Here is a 20,513-nt window from a genome sequence, read left to right as displayed (position 1 = left end):
GGGGGTTATTGTGCGGTTTCCTGGAGTTCGATCCTGAGTGGATCCGGTCCGCGAAGTTTCACGCGCTGCTGCGCCGCAAGCTCCAGTGCCTGCCCTGATACATCAGGCTGAATCGGCAGTTCGCGTGCACCAAGATCAATAAGCGAAGCGAGTATGATACTGGCCGGCCGGCCATAATCGAACAATTCATTCATGGCAGCACGAATGGTGCGGCCACTCATGATGACATCGTCGACCAGTATGATATCCCTGCCTTCCGTATCAAACGGCAGACTCGAAGGTGTGACCTTCGGGTTCAGGCCAATACGGCTGAAATCATCCCGATAGAACGAGATGTCCAGCTCCCCGAACGGTTCTTCAATCCCAAGGCGCTTACCGAGGATATCCGCCACCCAGACGCCACCGGTGCGAATCCCGACAAGCACCGGCGACTCAATATTCCGTTCTTTTAGCAGGCGACGTAACCCTGCTTCCAGCTTATCCATTAACTGGTCTATATCAAGCAATGCGCTCATTAGGTTCTCGCTTTTTTAACCTGTCTGCAGCCGACACCAGGATTCCAGTATCAGCACCGCTGCACGATCGTCCACTCCGTGCCGACCAAAGTCCCGGCTACCCCCTGCCGCTATGACGTCGCCCTTCGCTTCATAACTGGTGAGGCGCTCATCGACCATTTCCACCGGAACATGAAAGCGCCCATGCAAGCGTTTGCCGAATTTACGAGCGCGACCACACATGTCGTTTTCGCTGTCGTCCATGTTCAGGGGCAAGCCCACCAGCACCACGTCCGGGCGCCATTCTTCAAGCAGTTTTTCCAGCTGCCCCCAATCCGGTGTTCCGTTGTCGGCGGGGATCATCGCCAGGGGCTGCCCCGTCCCAAGCATCTCCTGGCCAGTAGCAACGCCAATACGGCGCAGACCAAAATCGAATGCCACAAGGCTACGACGACCGACTTCAGGCATGCCCAACCGTCTCGCTAAGCTGGTTCAGGTCAATCCCGATCAGTTTGAGAACGGCACTGTAACGATCCGCCCAAGGCGTTCGAAACAGTATCTCCGTCGTTGCCGGGCAAGTCAGCCAGGCATTACTTCCCAGCTCCTCCTCCAACTGCCCCTCACCCCAACCGGAATAGCCCAGGGCCATCAAAAACTCTTCCGGACCCTCGTTTCGCCCAATGCCAGCAAGTATGTCTCGGGAGGTCGTTAACATAACCTCGTCCGTAACTCGCGCGGTGTTTTGCCAGCTTGCGCCGGGCGCATGCAGGACAAACCCCCGTTCCGTCTCGACCGGCCCACCGCTGAATACTGGCAGGTCGAGCTCTCCACCCTGAAGGTCGAGCTGCTCCAGAATTTCTCCCAGATGAATGTCCAGAGGCTGGTTGATCATCAGCCCGAGGGCACCATCGTCGGAATGTTCACATAGATAGATAACGGCACCGTGGAAGCGTGGATCTGCAAGGTAGGGCGAGGCCACCAGAAAATGATGCCGCAAACTGTGAGGAGAGTGCTTTGATGCCGTCATCCGGATGTCAGCCCCCGTTGCTGGAAGGACCAGGTACGTATGATTTCCAGTTCATCCACATTTTCGCGCATTTCATCCGGGAAAGGGGCGAACGGCGCGGCCATCCGGACAATGCGAATTGCAGCGTCATCTAGCAGAGTGCTCCCGGACGATTGCAGTATAGCGACCTCTTTGATTGTGCCATCTTTTTGCATGGAAACCAGCATGCGCAGCGTGCCATAAACTCCCGCCCGGCGAGCTTCGGTGGGATAGTTGATATTGCCAACCCGAGTTACCTTGCTCACCCAATTCTGCACGTACCAGGCGTTACTGGACTTGAGGGTGGAGGCAGCCGTTACCCGCATCACTCTGGGCTTACGTGCGTAAGCCTGCTGCTGAGCATCGAAACGGGCCTCAAGACTGGCGATCTCCAGGCTCCGTTCCATCAAGCTCTTCTTCTCTTTTACGGGCAAAGGCTCTTCTTCTGGCCTGGTGCGCTGTTCCGGCTCCTGAACCTGACGGCTCGACTGGCTTTCTGTCTGCACCACGGTTTGCTCCTGGCGCCGAACTGGCTCTGTTTGAGCCTGCGGCTCCGGTTGTACCTGCGCCACTTCCGACTGCTGGACTTCGGCCGGCTGCGTTGTGGTCATCTCCCGGACTTCTTCCTCGGTGCCACTGCCCTGCTGGCTGGTCTGGGCCAGAAAATCGGCCTCATCTGGCGCCTGCTCGTCGTCAAACTGCGACAGGGTGATTTCCATGGTCTGAGCAGAAGAGCGCGGAGCTTCTGGTGCAAAGGTAATACCCAGAACCACCACCGCATGTACCACCAACGCCATAAACAGCGTGAAGGAAAACCTGTCGAAATCGCTGACCTGCACTGCCATTACTACGCCCGTTCCTGTCGTTGGCCCTGATCCATGATGTCCCCGTCAGCTCCGGCTCTGCTTGAGACGTTTCTCGACGGCATCCATCAACATTCCACCGATGTCCGTTCCAAAAGTGTCATCCAGCTCGCGGATACACGTCGGGCTGGTCACGTTGATCTCTGTGAGATAATCACCGATAACATCCAGCCCGACAAACATCAGGCCCTTTTCCTTAATGACCGGCGCAACCCGCGCACAAATCTCACGATCCCGTGCTGTAAGCTCACGCCCCTCACCCTTGCCACCGGCCGCCAGATTGCCGCGATTCTCGCCCTGCGAAGGAATCCGCGCAAGTGAGTAAGGTACAGGTTCACCCTCAATCATCAGAATACGCTTGTCGCCGTCGCTGATTTCGGGGATGAACTTCTGGGCCATGGCCTGATGCGAACCGTAGTTGGTCAGAGTTTCAATAATTACTCCCAGGTTGAAGTCATTTTCCTTGATACGGAAGATGGAATGGCCGCCCATTCCGTCCACCGGCTTCATGATGACGTCACCGTGCTCTGCATAAAAGTCCCGGAAGCGCTTCGCCGACCGACTTACCAGCAGGGGCGGCGTAAGGTCCTCAAACTGGGTCGCAAACAGCTTTTCGTTACAGTCTCGAAGGGTCGCTGCCGGGTTTACCACCAAGGCGCCCTGCTGTTCTGCTGATTCAAGAATATAGGTGGCAATCAGGAACTCGCGATCCACAGGTGGATCCTTGCGCATGAGAATCACATCCAGATCGCCCAGCGCACGATCCCTGGTCGGGCCAAAGCTGAACCAGTTCTCGGGGTCCATGTGCACCGTGAGACTGCGGGTGTGGGCCATGGCTTTGCCACCATCCATATACAGGTCGGGCAACTCCATGTATTCAATTTCCCAGCCCCGGTTTTGAGCTGCCAGCAACATAGCCAGAGAACTGTCTTTTTTGAAATGGATATCCTCAATCGGATCCATCACGATCCCGAGTCGAACTGTCATAGTGCGTCCTGAGCTCCCTAGAGGTTAAAAACACGAACCGGTCTGCAGAGTGTACCGGGCAATAAGTGCTATGCTTCGAAATCAGATGGTATTGTACCCGAGCCATGAATGCATCCGGAGAAATCCTTGATGAATTACGTGATGTTTCAGGCAGAAGTACATTTGGTCACAAAGTATTACTTTTTATCGAGCCATCGATAATCTATAAATGAGCGGGGTTTATAGAACAACCTTAAGGTTTGTGCTAAAAAACCCTCGTTTGAAAACAATGACAGTCGCTGAGCGCAAGGCACCTGGATAATGGATGACAACTTCGAGAACTTGAAGATCATGGTGATCGACGACAGTAAAACCATCCGTCGCACCGCAGAAACTCTCCTGAAAAAGGTTGGCTGTGAGGTTATTACCGCGACAGACGGTTTTGATGCTCTGGCCAAGATTGCCGACTCACAGCCGGACATCATTTTCGTGGATATCATGATGCCTCGCCTGGACGGTTATCAGACCTGCGCGCTCATCAAGAATAATTCCTCTTTCAAAAAGACGCCGGTCATCATGCTGTCCAGCAAAGACGGACTTTTCGACAAAGCGAAAGGCCGCATCGTTGGCTCGGACCAGTACCTGACGAAACCGTTCAGCAAGGATGAGCTGCTCAACACTATCCGTCACTATTTACCCGTGACGTAACAGTAAACCTGCTGACACATAGAACCATCGAGGACCCCATGGCCCGAATTTTGATTGTTGATGACTCTCCTACCGAGGTTAAGAAAATCTCCACCATTCTGGAAAAGCACAAACACGACGTGCTTACGGCGGATAATGGCGCCGATGGTGTTGCCAAGGCTCGCGCCGAGACCCCGGACCTGGTGCTCATGGATGTGGTCATGCCTGGCCTCAACGGCTTCCAGGCAACCCGTCAGCTGACCAGGGCCCCGGAAACGGCGTCCATCCCTGTGATTATTGTCACAACCAAAGATCAGGAAACCGATCGCGTGTGGGGCACTCGCCAGGGCGCAAAAGGATACCTGGTGAAGCCGGTTAACGAAGACGACCTGATCAAAACAATCAACAGTCTGATTGCCTGATCCCCAACCGTGGAGTAAGCATGTCCGCCCAGGCCGCCCCCTTTGCCGTTCTGACGGATATCGCCCAGCGCAGCCGGTCCATGGCCGCTGGCCTGCCGGAACAACAGGAAGCCGTAGAACTGTGGAACGGCATCGGTTTTGTTCTAGCAGGTGAACGCTATGTGGCTCCCATGGGTGAGGTCACAGAAATTTTGCATGTTCCCCGGTTTACGCACATTCCGGGAGTACGGCCGTTTTTAATGGGTGCTGCCAACGTTCGAGGGCGCCTTCTTCCCCTGGTAGATCTTGCCGGATTCTTTGACATTCCCCGTTCCTCCCGCAGCCAGCGGGAACGGCGGGTGCTTGTGATTGAGCAGGGCGACATTTTCAGCGGACTGGTCGTCGATACCGTTTTGGGCATGCAGTACTTTGCAACCGACAGTTTCAAGGCAGCGCCCACTGGCGTGCCTGAAAACGTTCAGCCGTTTGTCGCAGGCGGCTATGAACGAAATGAAGAAGTCTGGAGAGTGTTTTCCGCCGTCGACCTGCTCGAAGACGAACGCTTTTTAGACGTCGCACAGTGGTAAGGGCGCTGATCGTGGCAGGACAAACGCCCTGACTGCCTGAATCCTGAATAAAACAACTGCCAAAATACTTGAAGAGGCCGGGAGCCAGAAAATGAAAAACAGAGCCGGAAGAATCGGTATGGGACAGGGAGGCAACAAACTCGTTGCCGGCCTGATCGCCTCGCTGATCGCACTCACCGTCCTGCTCGTTGTGGTCCTGTTTATCATTAACAGGGACAGCCAGAACGATCAGGAATACATCGCCAACACCGCTGAGCTCAGGGTGCTTTCACAGGAAATCGCGAAAAACGCCACTGAGGCCGCCGGCGGTACCGCCGAGGCATTCGACCAGTTGCGTCGCTCCCGCGATGAATTCCAGCAGCTCTGGGCCAACGTGACCGAAGGCAACCCGGCAACCGGCCTGCCTCCCAGCGAACTGGCCCGCGACAGTGGTGTTCAGCAGCACTGGAATTCGGTGCGCGAGAATGCCGACAGCATCCTGACAACTCAGGACGCCGTGCTCGGCCTACACGAAGTAGCGCGTACCCTGAACGAAACCATCCCCCAGCTTCAGGTTGAGTACGACGACATCGTACAAATCCTGCTGGACAGCGATGCACCCGCAGAACAAATCGCGCTGGCACAACGCCAGTCCCTGCTTGCGGAACGGATCGTTCGCTCGGTAAACAACGTTCTTTCTGGTGACGAAGATGCCGTAATCGCCGCCGACCGTTTTGGTCGCGACGCCAGTCTGTTTGGCCGCGTCCTTATGGGCCAGCTTAATGGCAACCCTGCCATGGGCATTTCTCAGGTAGATGACGAAGACGCCATCTATGGCCTTGAAGCCGTTGATGAGTTGTTTGAATTCGTATCCCAGAACGTAGACGCTATCCTTGAAGCTTCTCCCGACCTCTTCAAGGTGCGTACGGCAGCCAGCGATATCTTCCAGAATTCCGAGATCCTGCTCTCTGAGCTATCGACTCTGGCAGAAAACTTCCGTGGCGAAAGCGGCTCGCGTGTTGTAAGCCCGACGCTCGCCTTTATCATTCTGGCAGCCATGGTCGCCATGGTTGTATTTATCGGTCTGGCCCTCTACCGCGAAGCTCAGGCGCGTCTGGCAACGACTCAGGAACAGAACGAGCAGAACCAGAATGCTATCTTGCGTCTTCTGGACGAACTGGCTGACCTGGCTGATGGTGACCTTACCGCGGAAGCAACGGTAACCGAGGACTTCACCGGTGCGATCGCTGACTCCATTAACTACGCGATCGATCAGATGCGGGGACTGGTTCAGGCGATTCGTGGCACGGCAGTTCGTGTGGCCTCAGCGGCCCAGGAAACCCAGTCTACGGCGATGCACCTTGCAGATGCTTCTGAGCATCAGGCCCAGGAAATTGCCGGTGCTTCTGCGGCGGTTAACGAAATGGCCGTATCCATCGACCAGGTTTCGTCCAACGCCGCCGAATCCTCTGCGGTTGCGGAGCGCTCGGTTGCCATCGCCAAGAAAGGCGCTGAAGTGGTACAGAACACCATCCGCGGCATGGATAACATCCGTGAGCAGATCCAGGAAACATCCAAACGGATCAAACGCCTGGGTGAATCTTCCCAGGAGATCGGTGATATCGTATCTCTGATCAACGACATTGCCGACCAAACCAACATTCTGTCTCTGAACGCTGCAATCCAGGCCTCCATGGCCGGTGACGCGGGTCGAGGCTTCGCGGTTGTTGCGGACGAAGTTCAGCGCCTTGCGGAACGTTCCTCTGCGGCAACCAAGCAGATTGAAGCGCTGGTTAAGACGATCCAGTCTGACACCAACGAAGCCGTTATTTCGATGGAACACACCACTGCCGAGGTAGTTCGTGGTGCACGGCTGGCACAAGACGCGGGTATCGCCCTCGAGGAAATCGAGAACGTATCCATGAGTCTTGCGGAGCTGATTCAGAACATCTCCAACGCCGCACGTCAGCAGTCGTCCTCTGCAGCGCACATCTCCAACACGATGAACGTTATCCAGGAAATCACTTCCCAGACGTCGTCCGGCACCAACGCGACTGCGAAATCTATCGGGAATCTGGCAGAAATGGCGTCCGAGCTGCGGTCTTCCGTTGCCGGCTTTACGCTGCCTGAAGAAGACCTGGTAGACCACGAGGAAGAGGAAGACAGCAACGTTCCGGTGGTGAGCTGATACACAGCCTGAGGCTAATGGCGGTTTATGTCTGAGCTTCACAACAATCCGTCAGCTGCCGAAAGTACCTGGTTTCTGCGCCGTCTTCCTGACATGGACGAGGCGCAGTTCAACCAGTGGCAGAAACTGCTGGAGCATCGCACGGGCATGACGCTGCCTTCAGAGCGTCGCTCATTTCTGGAGACCAACCTGGCCATCCGGATGCGCGAAATAGGCTACAGCAGTTATCAGGCTTACTACGAAGCGATCGTTCGAGGGCCAGATGCTATACGGGAGTGGTCGACACTGGTTGACCGGCTAACGGTTCAGGAAACCCGTTTTTTCCGTGATCCCGACGCCTTCCGACTGGTCGCCGACTATATTCTTACGCGGCCCAGAGAGCAGTTACGGAAGCAAGCGCTTGAAGCCTGGAGTGTCGGATGCTCTACCGGTGAAGAACCCTACACTCTTGCGATGGTGCTGAACGAGTGTATGAGCCAGCTGGCACTGCAGCCGCTGTACGGCGTAACCGGCTCGGATATCAGTTCGCCGGTAATTGAGAAGGCCCGGACTGGCCAGTTTAATGCCCGCAAGCTTCTGGGCATGGAAGAGCACATGAAGACCCGGTATTTTCGCCCGGCCGAGCGCAATACCGTTGAAATTATTAAGAGCATCCGGGAGAGGGTCTGCTTTACCAGACTGAATGTGTTGGATCTGGATAAGGCACCCATGCACGGGATGAACATTATTTTCTGCCAGAATCTGCTGATTTATTTCCGTCGCTGGCGCCGGCGGGACATTGTCAGGCGACTTGCAGAGCGGCTGGCGCCCGGGGGACTACTGGTTCTGGGCCAGGGAGAGCTGACCGATTGGCAGCCCCCAGGCCTGCAAAGAGTACCCTCGGAACATGTACTGGCGTGGATAAAGCGCCAGACTGACGAAGAATAACCGGAGAGGTTATGGGCAACCACCATGACAGCATCGCCCTCGACTGGGTTCGGGGCGAGATACAGGATACGCTGACTCAGGGTCAGCACGCGCTGGAAGCGTATGTCGAGAATCGTGACGACACCGCTCGCCTGCGCTTCTGCCTGAATTATCTCCATCAGGTGCATGGCACTCTGAAGATGGTCGAGCTTTACGGTGCAGCCCTGCTGACCGAGGAAATGGAAAAGCTTACTCAGGCGGTACTGAATAACAGCGTCACTAGTGTGGACGAAGCCGTTAATGTCCTGATGCAGTCTATTCTTCAGCTCCCGCAGTATCTGGAACATCTGGGCAGTAGCCAGGATGATTTCCCAATGGTGCTGCTACCTTTGCTGAACGACCTCCGCGCAGCCCGTGGCGAACCCCTGCTCTCTGACACGTCTCTGTTCAAGCCCGACCTGACTGCATCGCGTATGTCCGTGGCAGGCAATGTTTCTCAGCGCCTGCAGGATCCGACAGTACTTGGTCACATCCGCAAGCTGCGCCAGATGTACCAGTTTGCGCTTGCCGGAGTTATTCGCGAAGAAGACCTGAACGCACAGTTTGCCTACCTGCAAAAAGTGATTCATCGTCTTGTTCGTCTATGCCAGCAGACCCCTCGCGGCGAACTCTGGAAAGCGGCCGCAGCGTTTGTAGAAACGCTCCAGGCCAGAGCAAACCCGGTCAACGCTGCGGTCAAATCCCTGCTGCGAAACCTCGACAGTGAGATCCGTAGTCTCATAGACGAACATACCGACATCCTTGCACAGCCGGCACCCGACGCACTGCTCAAACACCTGCTTTATTACGTTGCCCGGGCTCGTGACCTGGACTCCGAAAAAGTTCGTGATCTGCGTAAACGCTATCAACTCGAGAATGCCCTGCCCTCTGAGGATGACGTAGATGCCGCCAGGAGCCGCGTTTCTGGCCCTGGACGTGAAGCCATTCACTCTGTGGTCAGCGCGCTCAATGAAGAGCTTGCCAAGCTGAAAGATCAGCTGGATCTGTTTGTTCGCTCAGACGAGCGCCAGAACAGTGAGTTGGAGGACCTTTTACCCGGTTTGGTGCAGGTAGGTAACACACTTGCGGTACTGGGCCTGGGAATTCCGCGCAAAGTTATTACCGAGCAGATGGAGCTGGTTGAGAAACTCAGCGCCCAAAGCGAACCGGTTGACGATGGCACCTTGATGGACATCGCCGGCGCTCTGCTCTACGTGGAAGCCAGCCTCGCCAGCCTGGACAGTGATCGACAGCCAGAGCTTTCAGAAAACAGGGGCGACAATCTGCCCTCCAACAAAGGTTCCCTTGAACTTGGAGAGGCCAGCAGCGCCCTCCTGCGGGAATCCCGTAATACCTTGGAGCAGGTCAAATCTGCTGTCATTAACTTTATTGCCTCCCAGTGGGATACCCGTGAAATTGAGCACGTCCCCGGTCTGCTCCACAGCATTCGCGGCGGCCTGAGCCTTGTTCCCCTCGAACGCGTAGCCAGCATGCTCGCCTCTGCGGAGCGCTATATTTCAGATGTTCTGCTCAGCGACAAACACGTCCCCGACTGGAAGCAGTTGGATACGCTCGCCGACGCGGTCACCAGTATCGAGTACTATCTGGAACGCCTTGCTGAAGGCATCAGTGATAACGAAGACGTCCTGAGAATCGCTGAAGAAAGCCTCACGCGCCTTGGCTTCCCGATAGGGGAAGAACCGACCTGGGGCAACGAACAACTCACCCATGACGACGCGCCCGTTAAAGAAGCGGCCGAAGATAGCGTCGTGCCTGCTGAGCAAACTGAAGCCAAGGCAGCGGATGGGGACCTTCTCGATGAAGAGATCCTCGGAATCTTTGTTGAAGAAGCCGAGGAAGTCCTGCAGACCATCCACGAATTTTATCCCCGTCTGCGGCAAAACCACGACGATCGCCCGGCACTGACAGAAGTTCGCCGCGCCTTCCATACACTCAAAGGCAGTGGTCGTCTGGTTGGCGCAAGCAGCCTTGCAGAGCTTGCGTGGTCGGTAGAAGACCTGCTTAACCGGGTCATTGACCAGAGCATCAAACCGAATGACGACCTGTTCACTTTGCTGGACGAGGTCATCGCGCGTATCCCGTCATTGATTCAAGAGTTCCGTGAGGGCCTTGTAACGGGTGATGTAGCCGGGCTGACCGGGCGTGCGGAGTCAATGACCACAACTCGCCGCAGCGACAGTGAACCCACCTTTGCACCTGACGAACGGGCGGAAGAACCAGCGCACGAGGAAATCCCGGAGCTGGAAGAGGCGGTCAGCAACGACCAGCAAGACGATCTGATTGACGATGAAATCCTCGAAATCTTCATCGAGGAAGCCGGCGAGGTTCTGGATACCATCCGCGAATACCTGCCCATGCTTCTTCGCCAGCACGATGACCGGAGCGCCCTTTCCGAAGTGCGCCGTGCGTTCCATACCCTGAAGGGTAGTGGCCGCATGGTCGGTGCCCTGGTGGTCGGCGAGCTGGCCTGGTCTGTAGAAAACATGCTGAACCGCGTCATCGACGGCAGCATTTTCATGAACGACGATATTGCTAACCTGCTGGACGAGGCCACCAGCGTTCTTCCAGCCCTGGTAAGTGATTTCGAGAACCATCAGCCTCCTTCAATTGATAGCGCTGGCCTGCAGGAGCGCGCCACGGCACTGGCCAATGGAGAAATTCCCGATGCCAGCGCCATGCCAACGGCTGAAACCGAAGGCGTGGCCGGTAGCAGTGCAGTGGAGACGGCCGAACCAGCCTACGATGCAGATGAGAGTGGCGTTGACCCGGTACTACTCGATATTTTCCAGAGTGAAACCGAAACCCACCTGCAAACACTGAATGAGTTTTTGGACTCGGCCGGCGACAAGGTCAGCGTCTCCTACACTGACAGCCTTTCTCGGGCTCTACATACTCTCAAGGGCAGTGCCCATACAGCGGGGATCGCCCCAATTGCAGCGATTATTGCTCCGCTCGAAGGCTTCATCAAGGAATCCCGTGCCCAGAACTTGCGCGCCGATCGCGATGTACTATCGCTGATAGAAAGTGCCTGCGATTTCCTGACAAAGGGATTGGCCCAGATTCGCAAAGATCCCCAGGCTTCACTGGATGGCACCGAAGCGTTCCTGGAAAAACTGGAACAGGTCTCCAACGAAAGGCTCCGCACATACAGCGAGGAACCGAGGCCTGACGGAGAGCAGCCGGCACCCTCACAGCTCTTGCAGCTGTTCCTTAATGAAGGCCTGGACGTTGTTCTCGATGCTGACCTTATTCTTGATCAGCTGGCGGATAATCCACAGGATACCCAACCGCTCACCCGTCTCAACGCCGAACTGGCGCAACTTACCGATGCAGCGACCGATGCTGGCCTGCCCGATGTTGCCGCTCTGTCTGAAGCATTGCAGGAAGTATACGAAGCGACCATCATCCGGAATGCAATACCGGAGGAACATTTCTTCCCGACGCTTCGCAATGCTCATGAACATCTGATCAATATGATGGATCAGGCCGCAGCCGGCCTGGCAGTTGAGTCGGGGGACGAACTGGTTTCCGAGCTGGAAGCCCTCGCCCGATCATTGTCTGGACAAGACACCAGCGCCTTCGACCAGGAATTCACCGAAGACCTGGAAGAAATCGATCTCAGCTTTGACATGGAGGAACTGGAAGCCCTCGAAGCTGAAACGACCGACGCAGACCAGCAACCACCGTCCGACCTGCCTTTGCCGGAAACGTCCGAGAGCGAACTGGACGAAGAGCTTGCCGAAATATTCCTCGATGAAGCCCGTGACCTCATCGACAGTACAGCCGATGCACTGCAGAGCTGGAGCGAATCTACCGGTAATCAGGATATTCTGCGCCTCCTTCAACGCGACCTGCACACCCTGAAAGGGGGTGCACGTCTGGCCGACATTCCATCGGTCGGTGACTTGTCCCACGAACTTGAAAACCTCTTTGAAGGTCTCACCGAACAGCGGCTGTCGGTCAACGACGAACTGTCGGATCTGCTTTTCCGCTGCCATGATCGCCTGGCTGGCATGGTAGAAAGTATGGAGGCGAAAGAGCTTCCACGACCGGCACCGGATCTGATCAGCGAAATCCGCGTCTATATGGACAATACCAGCGGCTCGCGCCCGGTTACCGATGTTGCTGTTTCAGACGCCGGGCTCATTGAACCCGAAGCCGAGGAAGCAGTACTTCCTGAACCTCAAACCGAAGAAGTTGAAGAGGCCGGCGGTAGCGAGGATGGAACCTACCTCTCGCACATGGATCCGGAGCTTACCGGCATTTTCCTGGAAGAAGCTTACGACCTGATCAACTCCACAGGCAGTGCGCTGCACACCTGGAGTGAAGATCCGTCGAACCGTTCCGTAGCCGCAGAACTCCAGCGGGACGTGCACACCCTCAAGGGTGGTGCGCGTATGGCCGGCGTGGACGCTATTGGTGATCTGACGCACGTACTTGAAGATCTCTTCGAGAAAGTGGCGGAGGGGCAGCTTGAATCCAGCAATGCCATGACCGATCTGCTGTTCGCCTGCCACGACAGGCTGGCGCAGATGGTTGAGCAGGTAGCGACTCAAAAGCCCTGCCCACCAGCCAATGAACTGGTAGACCAGGTTGAAACCATTCTCCGCGGTGAATCCGTGCCCGAGGATGCTGCTGACAGAAGCGATGCCGAGCCACTACCCGAAATCACTCACGCTGAAGTGCCTGCGGAAGACAGCGACGAAGAACTCACCAATATCTTCCTCGATGAAGGTAACGAGATCCACGCTGCTATCAGCGAATGTCTCGACCAGTGGCGCGAAGACCCGCTCGCAATGGACGGCGTCGCTCAGCTTCAGCAGGAGTTGCACACACTCAAAGGCGGGGCGCGGCTATCCGATTTGGACCCCATTGCCGAATTGGCGGATGGCTGGCTGGACGCACTGGATTCGCTGATCTCCAGCCCCGGCAACCAGAAGCTTCTTTTAGCGCTCAGCGACCGTGGCCTGGCTGACCTGACGTCCATGCTCGCCGCGCTCGAACAAGGTACAGAGCCGGCTGCCGATCTCGAGCTTCTTGCCATCTTCAACAGCATCCAAAACCCTGATGAGGCCAGCGGCGACCTTTCAGAGGAGCAGACTGCTGCAGCAGATCAGGAAACGGTTGATCCGGAAATACTGGAAATCTTCCTGGAAGAGGCCGTTGAAATCATGGATCAGCTTGAACAGATCCTTGATGACTGGCGTAAAGAGCCCTCCAGCAATCATTTCAATCACGAAGCGCAGCGCGCTCTGCACACACTCAAAGGTGGCGCCCGTTTATCCCAGATATCTGTGCTGGGTGATAGCGCACACAACTTTGAAACCAGTCTGATAGAACTGGATGGCAAAGCGCCAGATGAAAGCCAGTGGCAGGCCATTACCGAACACCATGACGGCATCATCGCGTTGGTGGCGAGTGTACGTGAACGTTTCGAATCTGGCGCAGCGACACAAAAGCAGCTGAGCGAAGCTACCGCGGCAACCGAGGTTCAGACGCAACCGGAAGTATCAGCAGATCAGGACACAACCGTCACTCCGGCAGAGCCTGCGCCCAAGCCCGTACTGGCAAAAGCACCGGCAAAGAACCGGAAAAAGGCTGCAGATGCACAACGCACCGCTGCGCAGGAAACTATCCGGGTATCTGCACCTCTGCTGGATGATCTGGTCAACCTGGCAGGCGAAACCAGTATTACCCGTGGCCGACTGGAGCAGCAAAGCAGTGATTTCGGCCACACACTGGATGAGATGGCCGCAACCATTGAGCGCTTACGCGAACAGTTGCGCCGGATGGACATAGAAACAGAGGCCCAGATTCTCTTCAGTGCTGAAAAAGAGCATGGCCCGGATTACGGCGATGACTTCGATCCGCTGGAAATGGACCGCTACTCGTCCATTCAGCAATTGTCCCGGGCTTTGACCGAGTCATCATCGGATCTGGCAGATTTGCGCGAGACACTATCTGATCGGGTCAGGGACACTGAAACTCTGCTGGTCCAGCAGTCCCGCATCAATACGGAACTGCAGGAAGGTCTGATGAAGACCCGAATGATTCCGTTTTCTTCCATGGTGCCGCGTTTACGCAGGATTGTTCGTCAGATCAGTGGCGAGCTGGGCAAGAAAGTTGAATTTGATGTTCGCAATGCTGAAGGCGAAATGGACCGCAACATCCTGGAGCGCATGATCGCGCCGCTGGAGCACATGTTGCGCAACGCCATCGACCACGGTATTGAGAGCCCGGACGAGCGCCAGAAAAACGGTAAGTCCGAAACAGGGCAGGTTACCCTCTCACTGGTCCGCGAAGGCGGCGATGTGGTGCTTCGCATGATAGACGATGGCGCCGGCATTCCATCTGAGGTCATCCGGGATAAAGCTATACGTCAGGGCCTCTTGCGAGCAGACGAAGACCTCTCGGAACGGGAAATTCTTCAGTTTATTCTGCAACCAGGCTTCTCGACCGCGCAGAAGGTAACCCAGATTTCCGGCCGCGGCGTTGGCATGGATGTGGTGGCCAGCGAAATCAAACAGCTCGGCGGCAGCCTCGATATCGAGTCGCAGTTCGGCCAGGGTGCCGTATTCACCGTGCGCCTGCCGTTTACCGTCTCGGTAAACCGTGCCTTGATGGTGTCCACGGGTGAAGACTTCTACGCAATCCCGCTCAATACCATTGAAGGTATTGTCCGGGTCAGCACCTACGAGCTGGAGGAATACTACAAGCCGGACGCGCCTATGTACGAGTACGCGGGTCAGGAGTATCGCCTGCAGTATCTCGGCAGCCTGCTGAACAGTGATCATCAGCCCAAGCTCCAGGGCCAGGCTCTGCCATTGCCGGTAATTCTGGTTCGCGGTGCAGAGCAGCCCATGGCGCTGCAGGTAGACAACCTGATGGGTAGCCGGGAAATCGTTGTTAAATCCCTTGGGCCTCAGTTCGGCACTGTGCGCGGCGTATCCGGTGCCACCATTCTGGGGGATGGTAACGTAGTAGTGATTCTCGACCTGCCGGCAATGATCCGTTCCGACATACTGTCTGAACGCCAGCGCCTGGCCGACCTGGCAAATGCGCGGGAGTCTGTCCGCTACGAAGAGCGCGCTACCGTTGTGATGGTCGTGGATGATTCAGTAACCGTCCGAAAGGTTACGTCTCGTCTGCTCGAGCGCAACGGCATGGAGGTCATCACCGCTAAAGACGGCCTGGACGCGGTTGCCCAGTTGCAGGATCACAAGCCGGACATCATGCTGCTGGATATCGAAATGCCGCGTATGGATGGTTTTGAGGTGGCCAGCTTCGTGCGGCACGACGACAATCTGCGTGATATGCCTATCTGCATGATCACATCACGAACCGGTGAGAAACACCGGGAGCGGGCTCTGGCGATTGGCGTAAACGAATACCTCGGCAAACCGTTCCAGGAGACTGAATTGCTGACAACGATCGAACGGCTGACCGGTAAACAGTGATGACCGGCCAAAACGGTCGGGCTCAGGTCGGAATTGTTTCGGACGTTGTTTTGCAGAGACATCGCCTGCAATCAGCAACTGCGAAATTCGGCCTTGAGGTCTGCTTCTCCGGAGACCCTGAAAGGCTTCAGGGCCAACCTGGTTTCCCGGAGGCTGGTTTATGGCTGGTGACTCTGGAAGATGAGGCGGATCACCCTGCACTGTTCGATTACTTGCTGGAGAATACCGAAGCACCGGTTCTTTTCGGTCTGGACCAGGCTCCTGCATCCAGCAGTATGGAGTATATTCGCTGGGAGCGCAGGCTCCAGGGCAAGCTGGAGCAGCAGCTGGGAGAACTGCTAAAGCTGGATTCCAGATCAAGTCTGGAAGAGCTTGCTGAACAGGCTCCGGAGAGCGAGACCGCATCGAAGCCTCCCCAGTGGCTGACAACTGCAGCACCCGGATCGGTAGCGGAAGATGTATGGGTATTATGCGCCTCTCTGGGTGGGCCGGCAGCAGTAAAGGCATTCCTCGACAGCCTGCCACCAGGCTTGCCGGTGGGTTTTATCTACGCCCAGCACATTGATGGTCATTTTGCCGAGGTGCTGACCCGCGTGCTCGGGCGTCACGCGCATTACCAATTGCGGCATGCGGAAGAAAACTACCGGGTGAAAAACGGCGACGTGGTGCTGATGCCGGTTGAGCACGAATGGAAGTTTGAAAGTACCGGCGTGCTGACCGAACTGGATACGCCCTGGCCCGGGCCTTATGGCCCCTCAATCGATCAGGTTCTGCTGAATACAGCAGATCATTATGGCGCACGCTGCCACGCCATCCTGTTTTCCGGCATGGGGGACGACGGGGCGACGGCAGCACCTTTGCTCAAGGCTTATGGTAGCCGGATATGGGTTCAGGAAAGCGCAAGTTGTGGTAACAGCTCGATGCCTGATTCCGTAGCCGCTACCGGCTGCTCCAGTTTTTGCGGTACGCCCGAACAACTGGCCCGGGAACTGGTTAAAACTATTGAAGAATCATGCCTGCTTAAAGGCCGGCAGAAGCGGACTACCGCCTGAGGACACAAGCAATGAAAGACAACAGCCAAACCCTCTCCTGCGTTATGATCCCCGTAAGCAGGCGGCAGCTTATTCTGCCCAACGTATCCATTGCCGAAGTAGTGGACTACGCCAGCACCGACTCAGGTATCGGCGCCCCGGACTGGCTTGCGGGGCAGCTGGAGTGGCGCGGATTAAACCTGCCAGTTATCTCTTACGACGCAGCTAACGGCGGCACCCTGTCAGTGCCCGGCGAAAACAGAGGCCGGATTGTCGTGCTCAATACCATCAGTGCCAATAAAAAACTGCGTTTCATGGCGCTGATTACCCAAGGTATCCCCAGCCAGGTTCGTATTACGGAAGACCAGCTCAAACAGGTGGATGGTGAAAACGGCCCCGCTGATATTATGCAGGTTGATGTTGATGGTGAAATAGCCTGGATTCCCGATCTGGACTACCTGGAATCTCTCGCCAGCGAAGCATTGGCCTGAGCCTGACTTCGGAAACCACGGAGTCGGCTGACATCCGGGTTACTCTGATAGCCATGGCATGAGGATCCGTGCAAATGTTATAATATTGCACTTTTTGCAAACGCAGGATCCCGGCCATGTCTGCCCATGCGCTTCCGTATCGACCTCACAACCATCAAGCCTGCGTCACCCAGGCGCTGGCTGATGCCAGGTCAATCTGTCAGCAGCAGAATGTTCGCCTGACGCCCACCCGTGAGCGGGTTCTGGAGCTGATCTGGCAATCCCACAAGCCCCTCGGCGCCTACGATGTACTCGCGAAACTGACCTCCGAAGGCCACAACGCTGCACCACCGACCGTATACCGGGCCCTGGACTTTCTGCAGCAGCAAGGGCTGGTTCACCGTATAGCATCGCTTAATGCCTTTACTGGCTGCACTCATGCCGGCGAACACCACACGGGCATGTTCCTTATCTGCCGTGCCTGCGGCAATGTTCTTGAGCTAACCGACGCCTCGGTATCCGCTGCAATACATAATGCCGCTGAGGCCGAAGCGTTCAGAGCCGAAACAGTGACCCTCGAAGTGGCCGGTTTGTGCCCCGGATGTCAGGCAGAAAAAGCAGTATGAGTGAGGAACTGGTCGCCATCGAAAATCTCACCGTCCGGTTTGACGAAAGACCGGTTGTTGACCGGGTAAACCTGTCCCTGCACCGTGGCGACATCATTACCATCATAGGGCCCAACGGTGCCGGCAAAACCACTCTGATCAAGGCGATTCTGGGCATTCAGGCCGCCACCAGCGGACGTATAAAGCGCGCCCGCAACCTCGTTATCGGGTACGTACCCCAGCATCTGAGCCTGGAATCAACCCTGCCACTGAGCGTTAAACGCTTCATGTTGCTTAGCGGTCGATCGCTGGCAGATTGCGAGTCCTCGCTGGCAAGAACGGGGGTCAGCCATCTGCTTAACGCCTCTGTGCACCACCTGTCAGGCGGCGAGCAGCAGCGCCTTCTGCTAGCTCGGGCGCTGGCCCGAAAACCGGATCTTCTGGTGCTGGATGAGCCAGCACAGGGCGTTGATATCAACGGTCAAGCCGCGCTTTACGATCTGATTCGCCAGTTACGGGACGAGCTGAACTGCGGGGTCATCATGATTTCCCACGACCTGCATCTGGTCATGGCCGCAACCGACAAGGTTATCTGTCTGAACCAACACGTATGCTGTAGCGGGCACCCTGCGGATGTCTCTCACGATCCGGCTTTTATTGAAACCTTCGGGCGCCCGGTGGCGGAATCTCTGGCGGTGTATCACCACCACCACAACCACAGCCACGACCTGCACGGGAATGTGATTGATCGCGACCATGCAAGCCTGGGCTCGGGGACTGGAGATTGTCATGAGGGGTGCCAACATGACCATCATTGACACCATACTGAATGACTTCTTTTGGCGCGCACTCGTTGGCGGCCTTGGCGTGGCCCTGATCGCCGGCCCTCTGGGCTGTTTCGTGGTGTGGCGCAGGATGGCCTATTTCGGCGACACCCTGGCTCACTCCGCACTGTTGGGCATAGCACTCAGCTTTCTGATCAGTGTCCCACTGAATCTCGGGGTTATCATCACCAGCGTTACTCTGGCGATGGCACTGATGCTGTTTTCCCACAACAAAACACTCGCTACGGATACGCTACTGGGCATTCTTGCCCACAGCGCCCTGGCAATTGGCCTGGTGGCTCTCAGCTTCATGCCGGAGGTCAGAGTTGACCTGACCGGTTTGCTCTTCGGTGATCTGCTGGCCATGAACCGAAACGATCTGCTGTGGATCTATGGCGGTGCGATAGTAATTCTTGCGCTTCTGGCGGTGCTTTGGCGCGGCCTGTTGATGAGTACTATCCATGAGGAGTTGGCGCGTGTCGAAGGCGTACCGGTTGCCCGCCTGCGCCTTCTGCTAATGTTAATGTTCGCTTTGGTAATTGCGGTCGCTATGAAGATGGTGGGCGTTCTGCTGATTACCGCGCTGCTGATCATTCCCGCAGCTACAGCACGCAGATTGGCCAGCACCCCGGAACAGATGGCCGCTCTGGCTGTAGTGTTCGGATTTACTGCGGTAGCTGGTGGGCTCGGCATGTCCTGGCACCTGGATACACCAGCCGGTCCTTCGGTCGTGGTGACAGCCTTTGTCACATTCCTCGTTGTCTATGGTGTCGTTGGCCGGTTTTCGGCACAGGGCTCAAGGTAAGCCAGAGGCAGCCTGGCTCCAGCAAGCACTTCTTCAGAATCTCTCCGGCCTGCAATCACAAAGGCTGGAGAACATCCATCAGGCGACCGGTTGCCAGCAGCTCAAGGAACTCGTCACCCATTCGTTCACTCTCGGCAATGGCTTTGCGCCACGAGCGCTCCCGGCCAAGGTCATCCCCTGCATAGCTTTCAAAATCCTTACGGTCCGGAAGCTTGCCGTCTGGCAGATGTTCCAGATAATCCGCGGAAGGAGCTACCAGCAAGACATCCTGCAAACGGGTCGCATCTCCACGCCGCCAGGGTAGCGTCTTGTCGAACCAACCGGGCACTACGCGATCCGTGAAATGCGGGTACAAAACCACGCCTGGCTGTTCATAGGGGAGATCGAGATGGTAATCCAAGAGCCCTCCATCACGGTATAGCCCTGTTGGCGCACCAGGAATATCACGGACTCCGGACATAACCATGGGTATAGATGCCGAGGCGAGCAGAGCGGGCAGGAGATTCTCGCGGCTTAGAGGGATTTCATGACTTCGAAAGTCTATCAGCGGTGACAGAGGCGCTTTCAGCCGGGCATCGTGGATGATACCCCGCTCCATAAAGCGTCCAAGGTGTCGTCGGCCCACGATATTTGCGCTTATGGCCCCCATCAGGCCGAAACCAAGGCGTGCTCTGGACTCGGGTTCGAGCATTCCAAAGGTGCGAACAACAACCACGTTCAGGCGATACCACGGGTGCTGAAGAATATAATCTTCCCGCCCCCCGATCAGTTCTTCGAGAAACAGAACACTTTGACGCGTAACTTCAGCAGCAGTGACACCTTTTGAGAACCGCTGCGAGGTATACAGCTCAGCAAGTCGTGTAAGTTGAGCCCGCGGATTATCCGAAGAGGCAATCGCCGCAAACCGCCAACTGCCAATGGAAGAACCAATCAGGGAGCGCTCCTGCTCAGCCTGCGGCAGCCAGTCCCCGAAAATGGCCTTGTCCAGACCACTGAGCCCAAGCGCCTTGGGACCACCGGCCGCTCCGGGTAAAACGTGAACATCATCCGGGGTCAGCGGTTTTTCCCGCAGGCGTTCCATGGTTCGCCGGCCCGCCCTTATGGTTAATGCGGGGGCGCGGGTGTGGATGGCAGTCATATCAGGT

17 protein-coding genes are annotated in these 20,513 nt (G+C 56.3%); 11 read left to right on the top strand and 6 right to left on the bottom strand.

Annotation, left to right across the window (positions count from 1 at the left end; translation table 11 throughout):
• Positions 1-5: 5 nt before the first annotated feature.
• Genes pyrR through gshB form a run of 5 tightly spaced genes read right to left on the bottom strand, consistent with a single transcriptional unit; the run spans position 6 to position 3,389 of the window.
• Entirely contained in the window at positions 6-515 is a 510-nt protein-coding gene (pyrR, locus tag Q4606_RS00660; RefSeq protein WP_303594887.1) for a bifunctional pyr operon transcriptional regulator/uracil phosphoribosyltransferase PyrR, read from the bottom strand.
• 15 nt (positions 516-530) lie between these two features.
• Positions 531-962, bottom strand: coding sequence for a Holliday junction resolvase RuvX (gene ruvX / locus Q4606_RS00655; RefSeq protein ID WP_303594889.1), 432 nt, complete (start codon positions 960-962; stop codon positions 531-533).
• Positions 955-1,521 carry a YqgE/AlgH family protein gene (locus Q4606_RS00650; protein WP_303594891.1) on the bottom strand — a complete coding sequence of 189 codons (567 nt, stop codon included), beginning with the start codon at positions 1,519-1,521 and terminating at the stop codon, positions 955-957. The genes ruvX and Q4606_RS00650 overlap by 8 nt, the downstream gene beginning before the upstream one ends.
• A complete protein-coding gene (locus tag Q4606_RS00645) occupies positions 1,518-2,384 on the bottom strand; it encodes an energy transducer TonB (RefSeq protein ID WP_303594893.1) in 867 nt (288 codons plus the stop codon). The genes Q4606_RS00650 and Q4606_RS00645 overlap by 4 nt, the downstream gene beginning before the upstream one ends.
• Before the next feature lie 45 nt (positions 2,385-2,429).
• Positions 2,430-3,389: a glutathione synthase gene (gshB, locus tag Q4606_RS00640; RefSeq protein WP_303594896.1), complete on the bottom strand. Its 960-nt coding sequence runs from the start codon at positions 3,387-3,389 to the stop codon at positions 2,430-2,432.
• A 300-nt stretch (positions 3,390-3,689) separates the two neighbouring features.
• Here gshB and pilG point away from each other — a divergent pair, with 300 nt between their 5' ends.
• From pilG to Q4606_RS00585, 11 genes are all read left to right on the top strand, one after another.
• On the top strand, positions 3,690-4,076 hold the full coding sequence (gene pilG / locus Q4606_RS00635) for a twitching motility response regulator PilG (RefSeq protein ID WP_303594897.1): 387 nt from the start codon (positions 3,690-3,692) through the stop codon (positions 4,074-4,076).
• Between the two features lie 38 nt (positions 4,077-4,114).
• The gene (pilH, locus tag Q4606_RS00630; protein ID WP_072795640.1) at positions 4,115-4,477 is read left to right on the top strand and encodes a twitching motility response regulator PilH; all 363 of its coding nucleotides are present in this window, start codon (positions 4,115-4,117) and stop codon (positions 4,475-4,477) included.
• A gap of 20 nt (positions 4,478-4,497) precedes the next feature.
• On the top strand, positions 4,498-5,043 hold the full coding sequence (locus tag Q4606_RS00625) for a chemotaxis protein CheW (RefSeq protein ID WP_303606368.1): 546 nt from the start codon (positions 4,498-4,500) through the stop codon (positions 5,041-5,043).
• Positions 5,044-5,134: 91 nt separating this feature from the next.
• Entirely contained in the window at positions 5,135-7,210 is a 2,076-nt protein-coding gene (locus Q4606_RS00620; protein WP_303606367.1) for a methyl-accepting chemotaxis protein, read from the top strand.
• 27 nt (positions 7,211-7,237) lie between these two features.
• Positions 7,238-8,137, top strand: coding sequence for a protein-glutamate O-methyltransferase CheR (locus Q4606_RS00615; protein WP_303594901.1), 900 nt, complete (start codon positions 7,238-7,240; stop codon positions 8,135-8,137).
• An 11-nt stretch (positions 8,138-8,148) separates the two neighbouring features.
• Positions 8,149-15,633: an Hpt domain-containing protein gene (locus Q4606_RS00610; protein ID WP_303606366.1), complete on the top strand. Its 7,485-nt coding sequence runs from the start codon at positions 8,149-8,151 to the stop codon at positions 15,631-15,633.
• Positions 15,633-16,685 (top strand): chemotaxis protein CheB, encoded by a 1,053-nt coding sequence (locus tag Q4606_RS00605; RefSeq protein ID WP_303606365.1) that lies wholly within the window; start codon positions 15,633-15,635, stop codon positions 16,683-16,685. The genes Q4606_RS00610 and Q4606_RS00605 overlap by 1 nt, the downstream gene beginning before the upstream one ends.
• An 11-nt stretch (positions 16,686-16,696) precedes the next feature.
• On the top strand, positions 16,697-17,155 hold the full coding sequence (locus tag Q4606_RS00600) for a chemotaxis protein CheW (protein WP_303594907.1): 459 nt from the start codon (positions 16,697-16,699) through the stop codon (positions 17,153-17,155).
• 116 nt (positions 17,156-17,271) lie between these two features.
• Positions 17,272-17,760, top strand: a complete 489-nt coding sequence (locus Q4606_RS00595) for a Fur family transcriptional regulator (RefSeq protein WP_303606364.1) — start codon at positions 17,272-17,274, stop codon at positions 17,758-17,760.
• Complete coding sequence (gene znuC / locus Q4606_RS00590; protein ID WP_303594911.1) at positions 17,757-18,557, top strand: zinc ABC transporter ATP-binding protein ZnuC; 801 nt, start codon at positions 17,757-17,759, stop codon at positions 18,555-18,557. Before Q4606_RS00595 ends, znuC begins: the two co-directional genes overlap by 4 nt.
• On the top strand, positions 18,544-19,368 hold the full coding sequence (locus Q4606_RS00585) for a metal ABC transporter permease (protein WP_303594912.1): 825 nt from the start codon (positions 18,544-18,546) through the stop codon (positions 19,366-19,368). The genes znuC and Q4606_RS00585 overlap by 14 nt, the downstream gene beginning before the upstream one ends.
• A gap of 55 nt (positions 19,369-19,423) precedes the next feature.
• On the opposite strand, the gene Q4606_RS00580 is transcribed toward Q4606_RS00585, so the two are convergent.
• Positions 19,424-20,506 carry a patatin-like phospholipase family protein gene (locus tag Q4606_RS00580; RefSeq protein ID WP_303606363.1) on the bottom strand — a complete coding sequence of 361 codons (1,083 nt, stop codon included), beginning with the start codon at positions 20,504-20,506 and terminating at the stop codon, positions 19,424-19,426.
• Positions 20,507-20,513 lie beyond the last annotated feature (7 nt).

This window comes from Marinobacter sp. 1_MG-2023 (assembly GCF_030549045.1).
In the GTDB taxonomy this organism is placed as follows: domain Bacteria; phylum Pseudomonadota; class Gammaproteobacteria; order Pseudomonadales; family Oleiphilaceae; genus Marinobacter.
Note: the sequence above shows the minus strand (reverse complement) of the source record. Positions and strands in the feature narration are given on the sequence as shown.

Bases quoted from the DNA above. Each gene is read 5' to 3' on its own strand.
- Q4606_RS00585 (WP_303594912.1), top strand. From the start codon at position 18,544: ATGACCATCATTGACACCATACTGAATGACTTCTTTTGGCGCGCACTC.
- Q4606_RS00600 (WP_303594907.1), top strand. From the start codon at position 16,697: ATGAAAGACAACAGCCAAACCCTCTCCTGCGTTATGATCCCCGTAAGC.
- Q4606_RS00605 (WP_303606365.1), top strand. From the start codon at position 15,633: ATGACCGGCCAAAACGGTCGGGCTCAGGTCGGAATTGTTTCGGACGTT.
- Q4606_RS00620 (WP_303606367.1), top strand. From the start codon at position 5,135: ATGAAAAACAGAGCCGGAAGAATCGGTATGGGACAGGGAGGCAACAAA.
- Q4606_RS00580 (WP_303606363.1), bottom strand. From the start codon at position 20,506: ATGACTGCCATCCACACCCGCGCCCCCGCATTAACCATAAGGGCGGGC.
- Q4606_RS00610 (WP_303606366.1), top strand. From the start codon at position 8,149: ATGGGCAACCACCATGACAGCATCGCCCTCGACTGGGTTCGGGGCGAG.
- znuC (WP_303594911.1), top strand. From the start codon at position 17,757: ATGAGTGAGGAACTGGTCGCCATCGAAAATCTCACCGTCCGGTTTGAC.
- pilG (WP_303594897.1), top strand. From the start codon at position 3,690: ATGGATGACAACTTCGAGAACTTGAAGATCATGGTGATCGACGACAGT.
- Q4606_RS00595 (WP_303606364.1), top strand. From the start codon at position 17,272: ATGTCTGCCCATGCGCTTCCGTATCGACCTCACAACCATCAAGCCTGC.
- pilH (WP_072795640.1), top strand. From the start codon at position 4,115: ATGGCCCGAATTTTGATTGTTGATGACTCTCCTACCGAGGTTAAGAAA.
- Q4606_RS00615 (WP_303594901.1), top strand. From the start codon at position 7,238: ATGTCTGAGCTTCACAACAATCCGTCAGCTGCCGAAAGTACCTGGTTT.
- Q4606_RS00645 (WP_303594893.1), bottom strand. From the start codon at position 2,384: ATGGCAGTGCAGGTCAGCGATTTCGACAGGTTTTCCTTCACGCTGTTT.
- ruvX (WP_303594889.1), bottom strand. From the start codon at position 962: ATGCCTGAAGTCGGTCGTCGTAGCCTTGTGGCATTCGATTTTGGTCTG.
- Q4606_RS00650 (WP_303594891.1), bottom strand. From the start codon at position 1,521: ATGACGGCATCAAAGCACTCTCCTCACAGTTTGCGGCATCATTTTCTG.
- Q4606_RS00625 (WP_303606368.1), top strand. From the start codon at position 4,498: ATGTCCGCCCAGGCCGCCCCCTTTGCCGTTCTGACGGATATCGCCCAG.
- gshB (WP_303594896.1), bottom strand. From the start codon at position 3,389: ATGACAGTTCGACTCGGGATCGTGATGGATCCGATTGAGGATATCCAT.
- pyrR (WP_303594887.1), bottom strand. From the start codon at position 515: ATGAGCGCATTGCTTGATATAGACCAGTTAATGGATAAGCTGGAAGCA.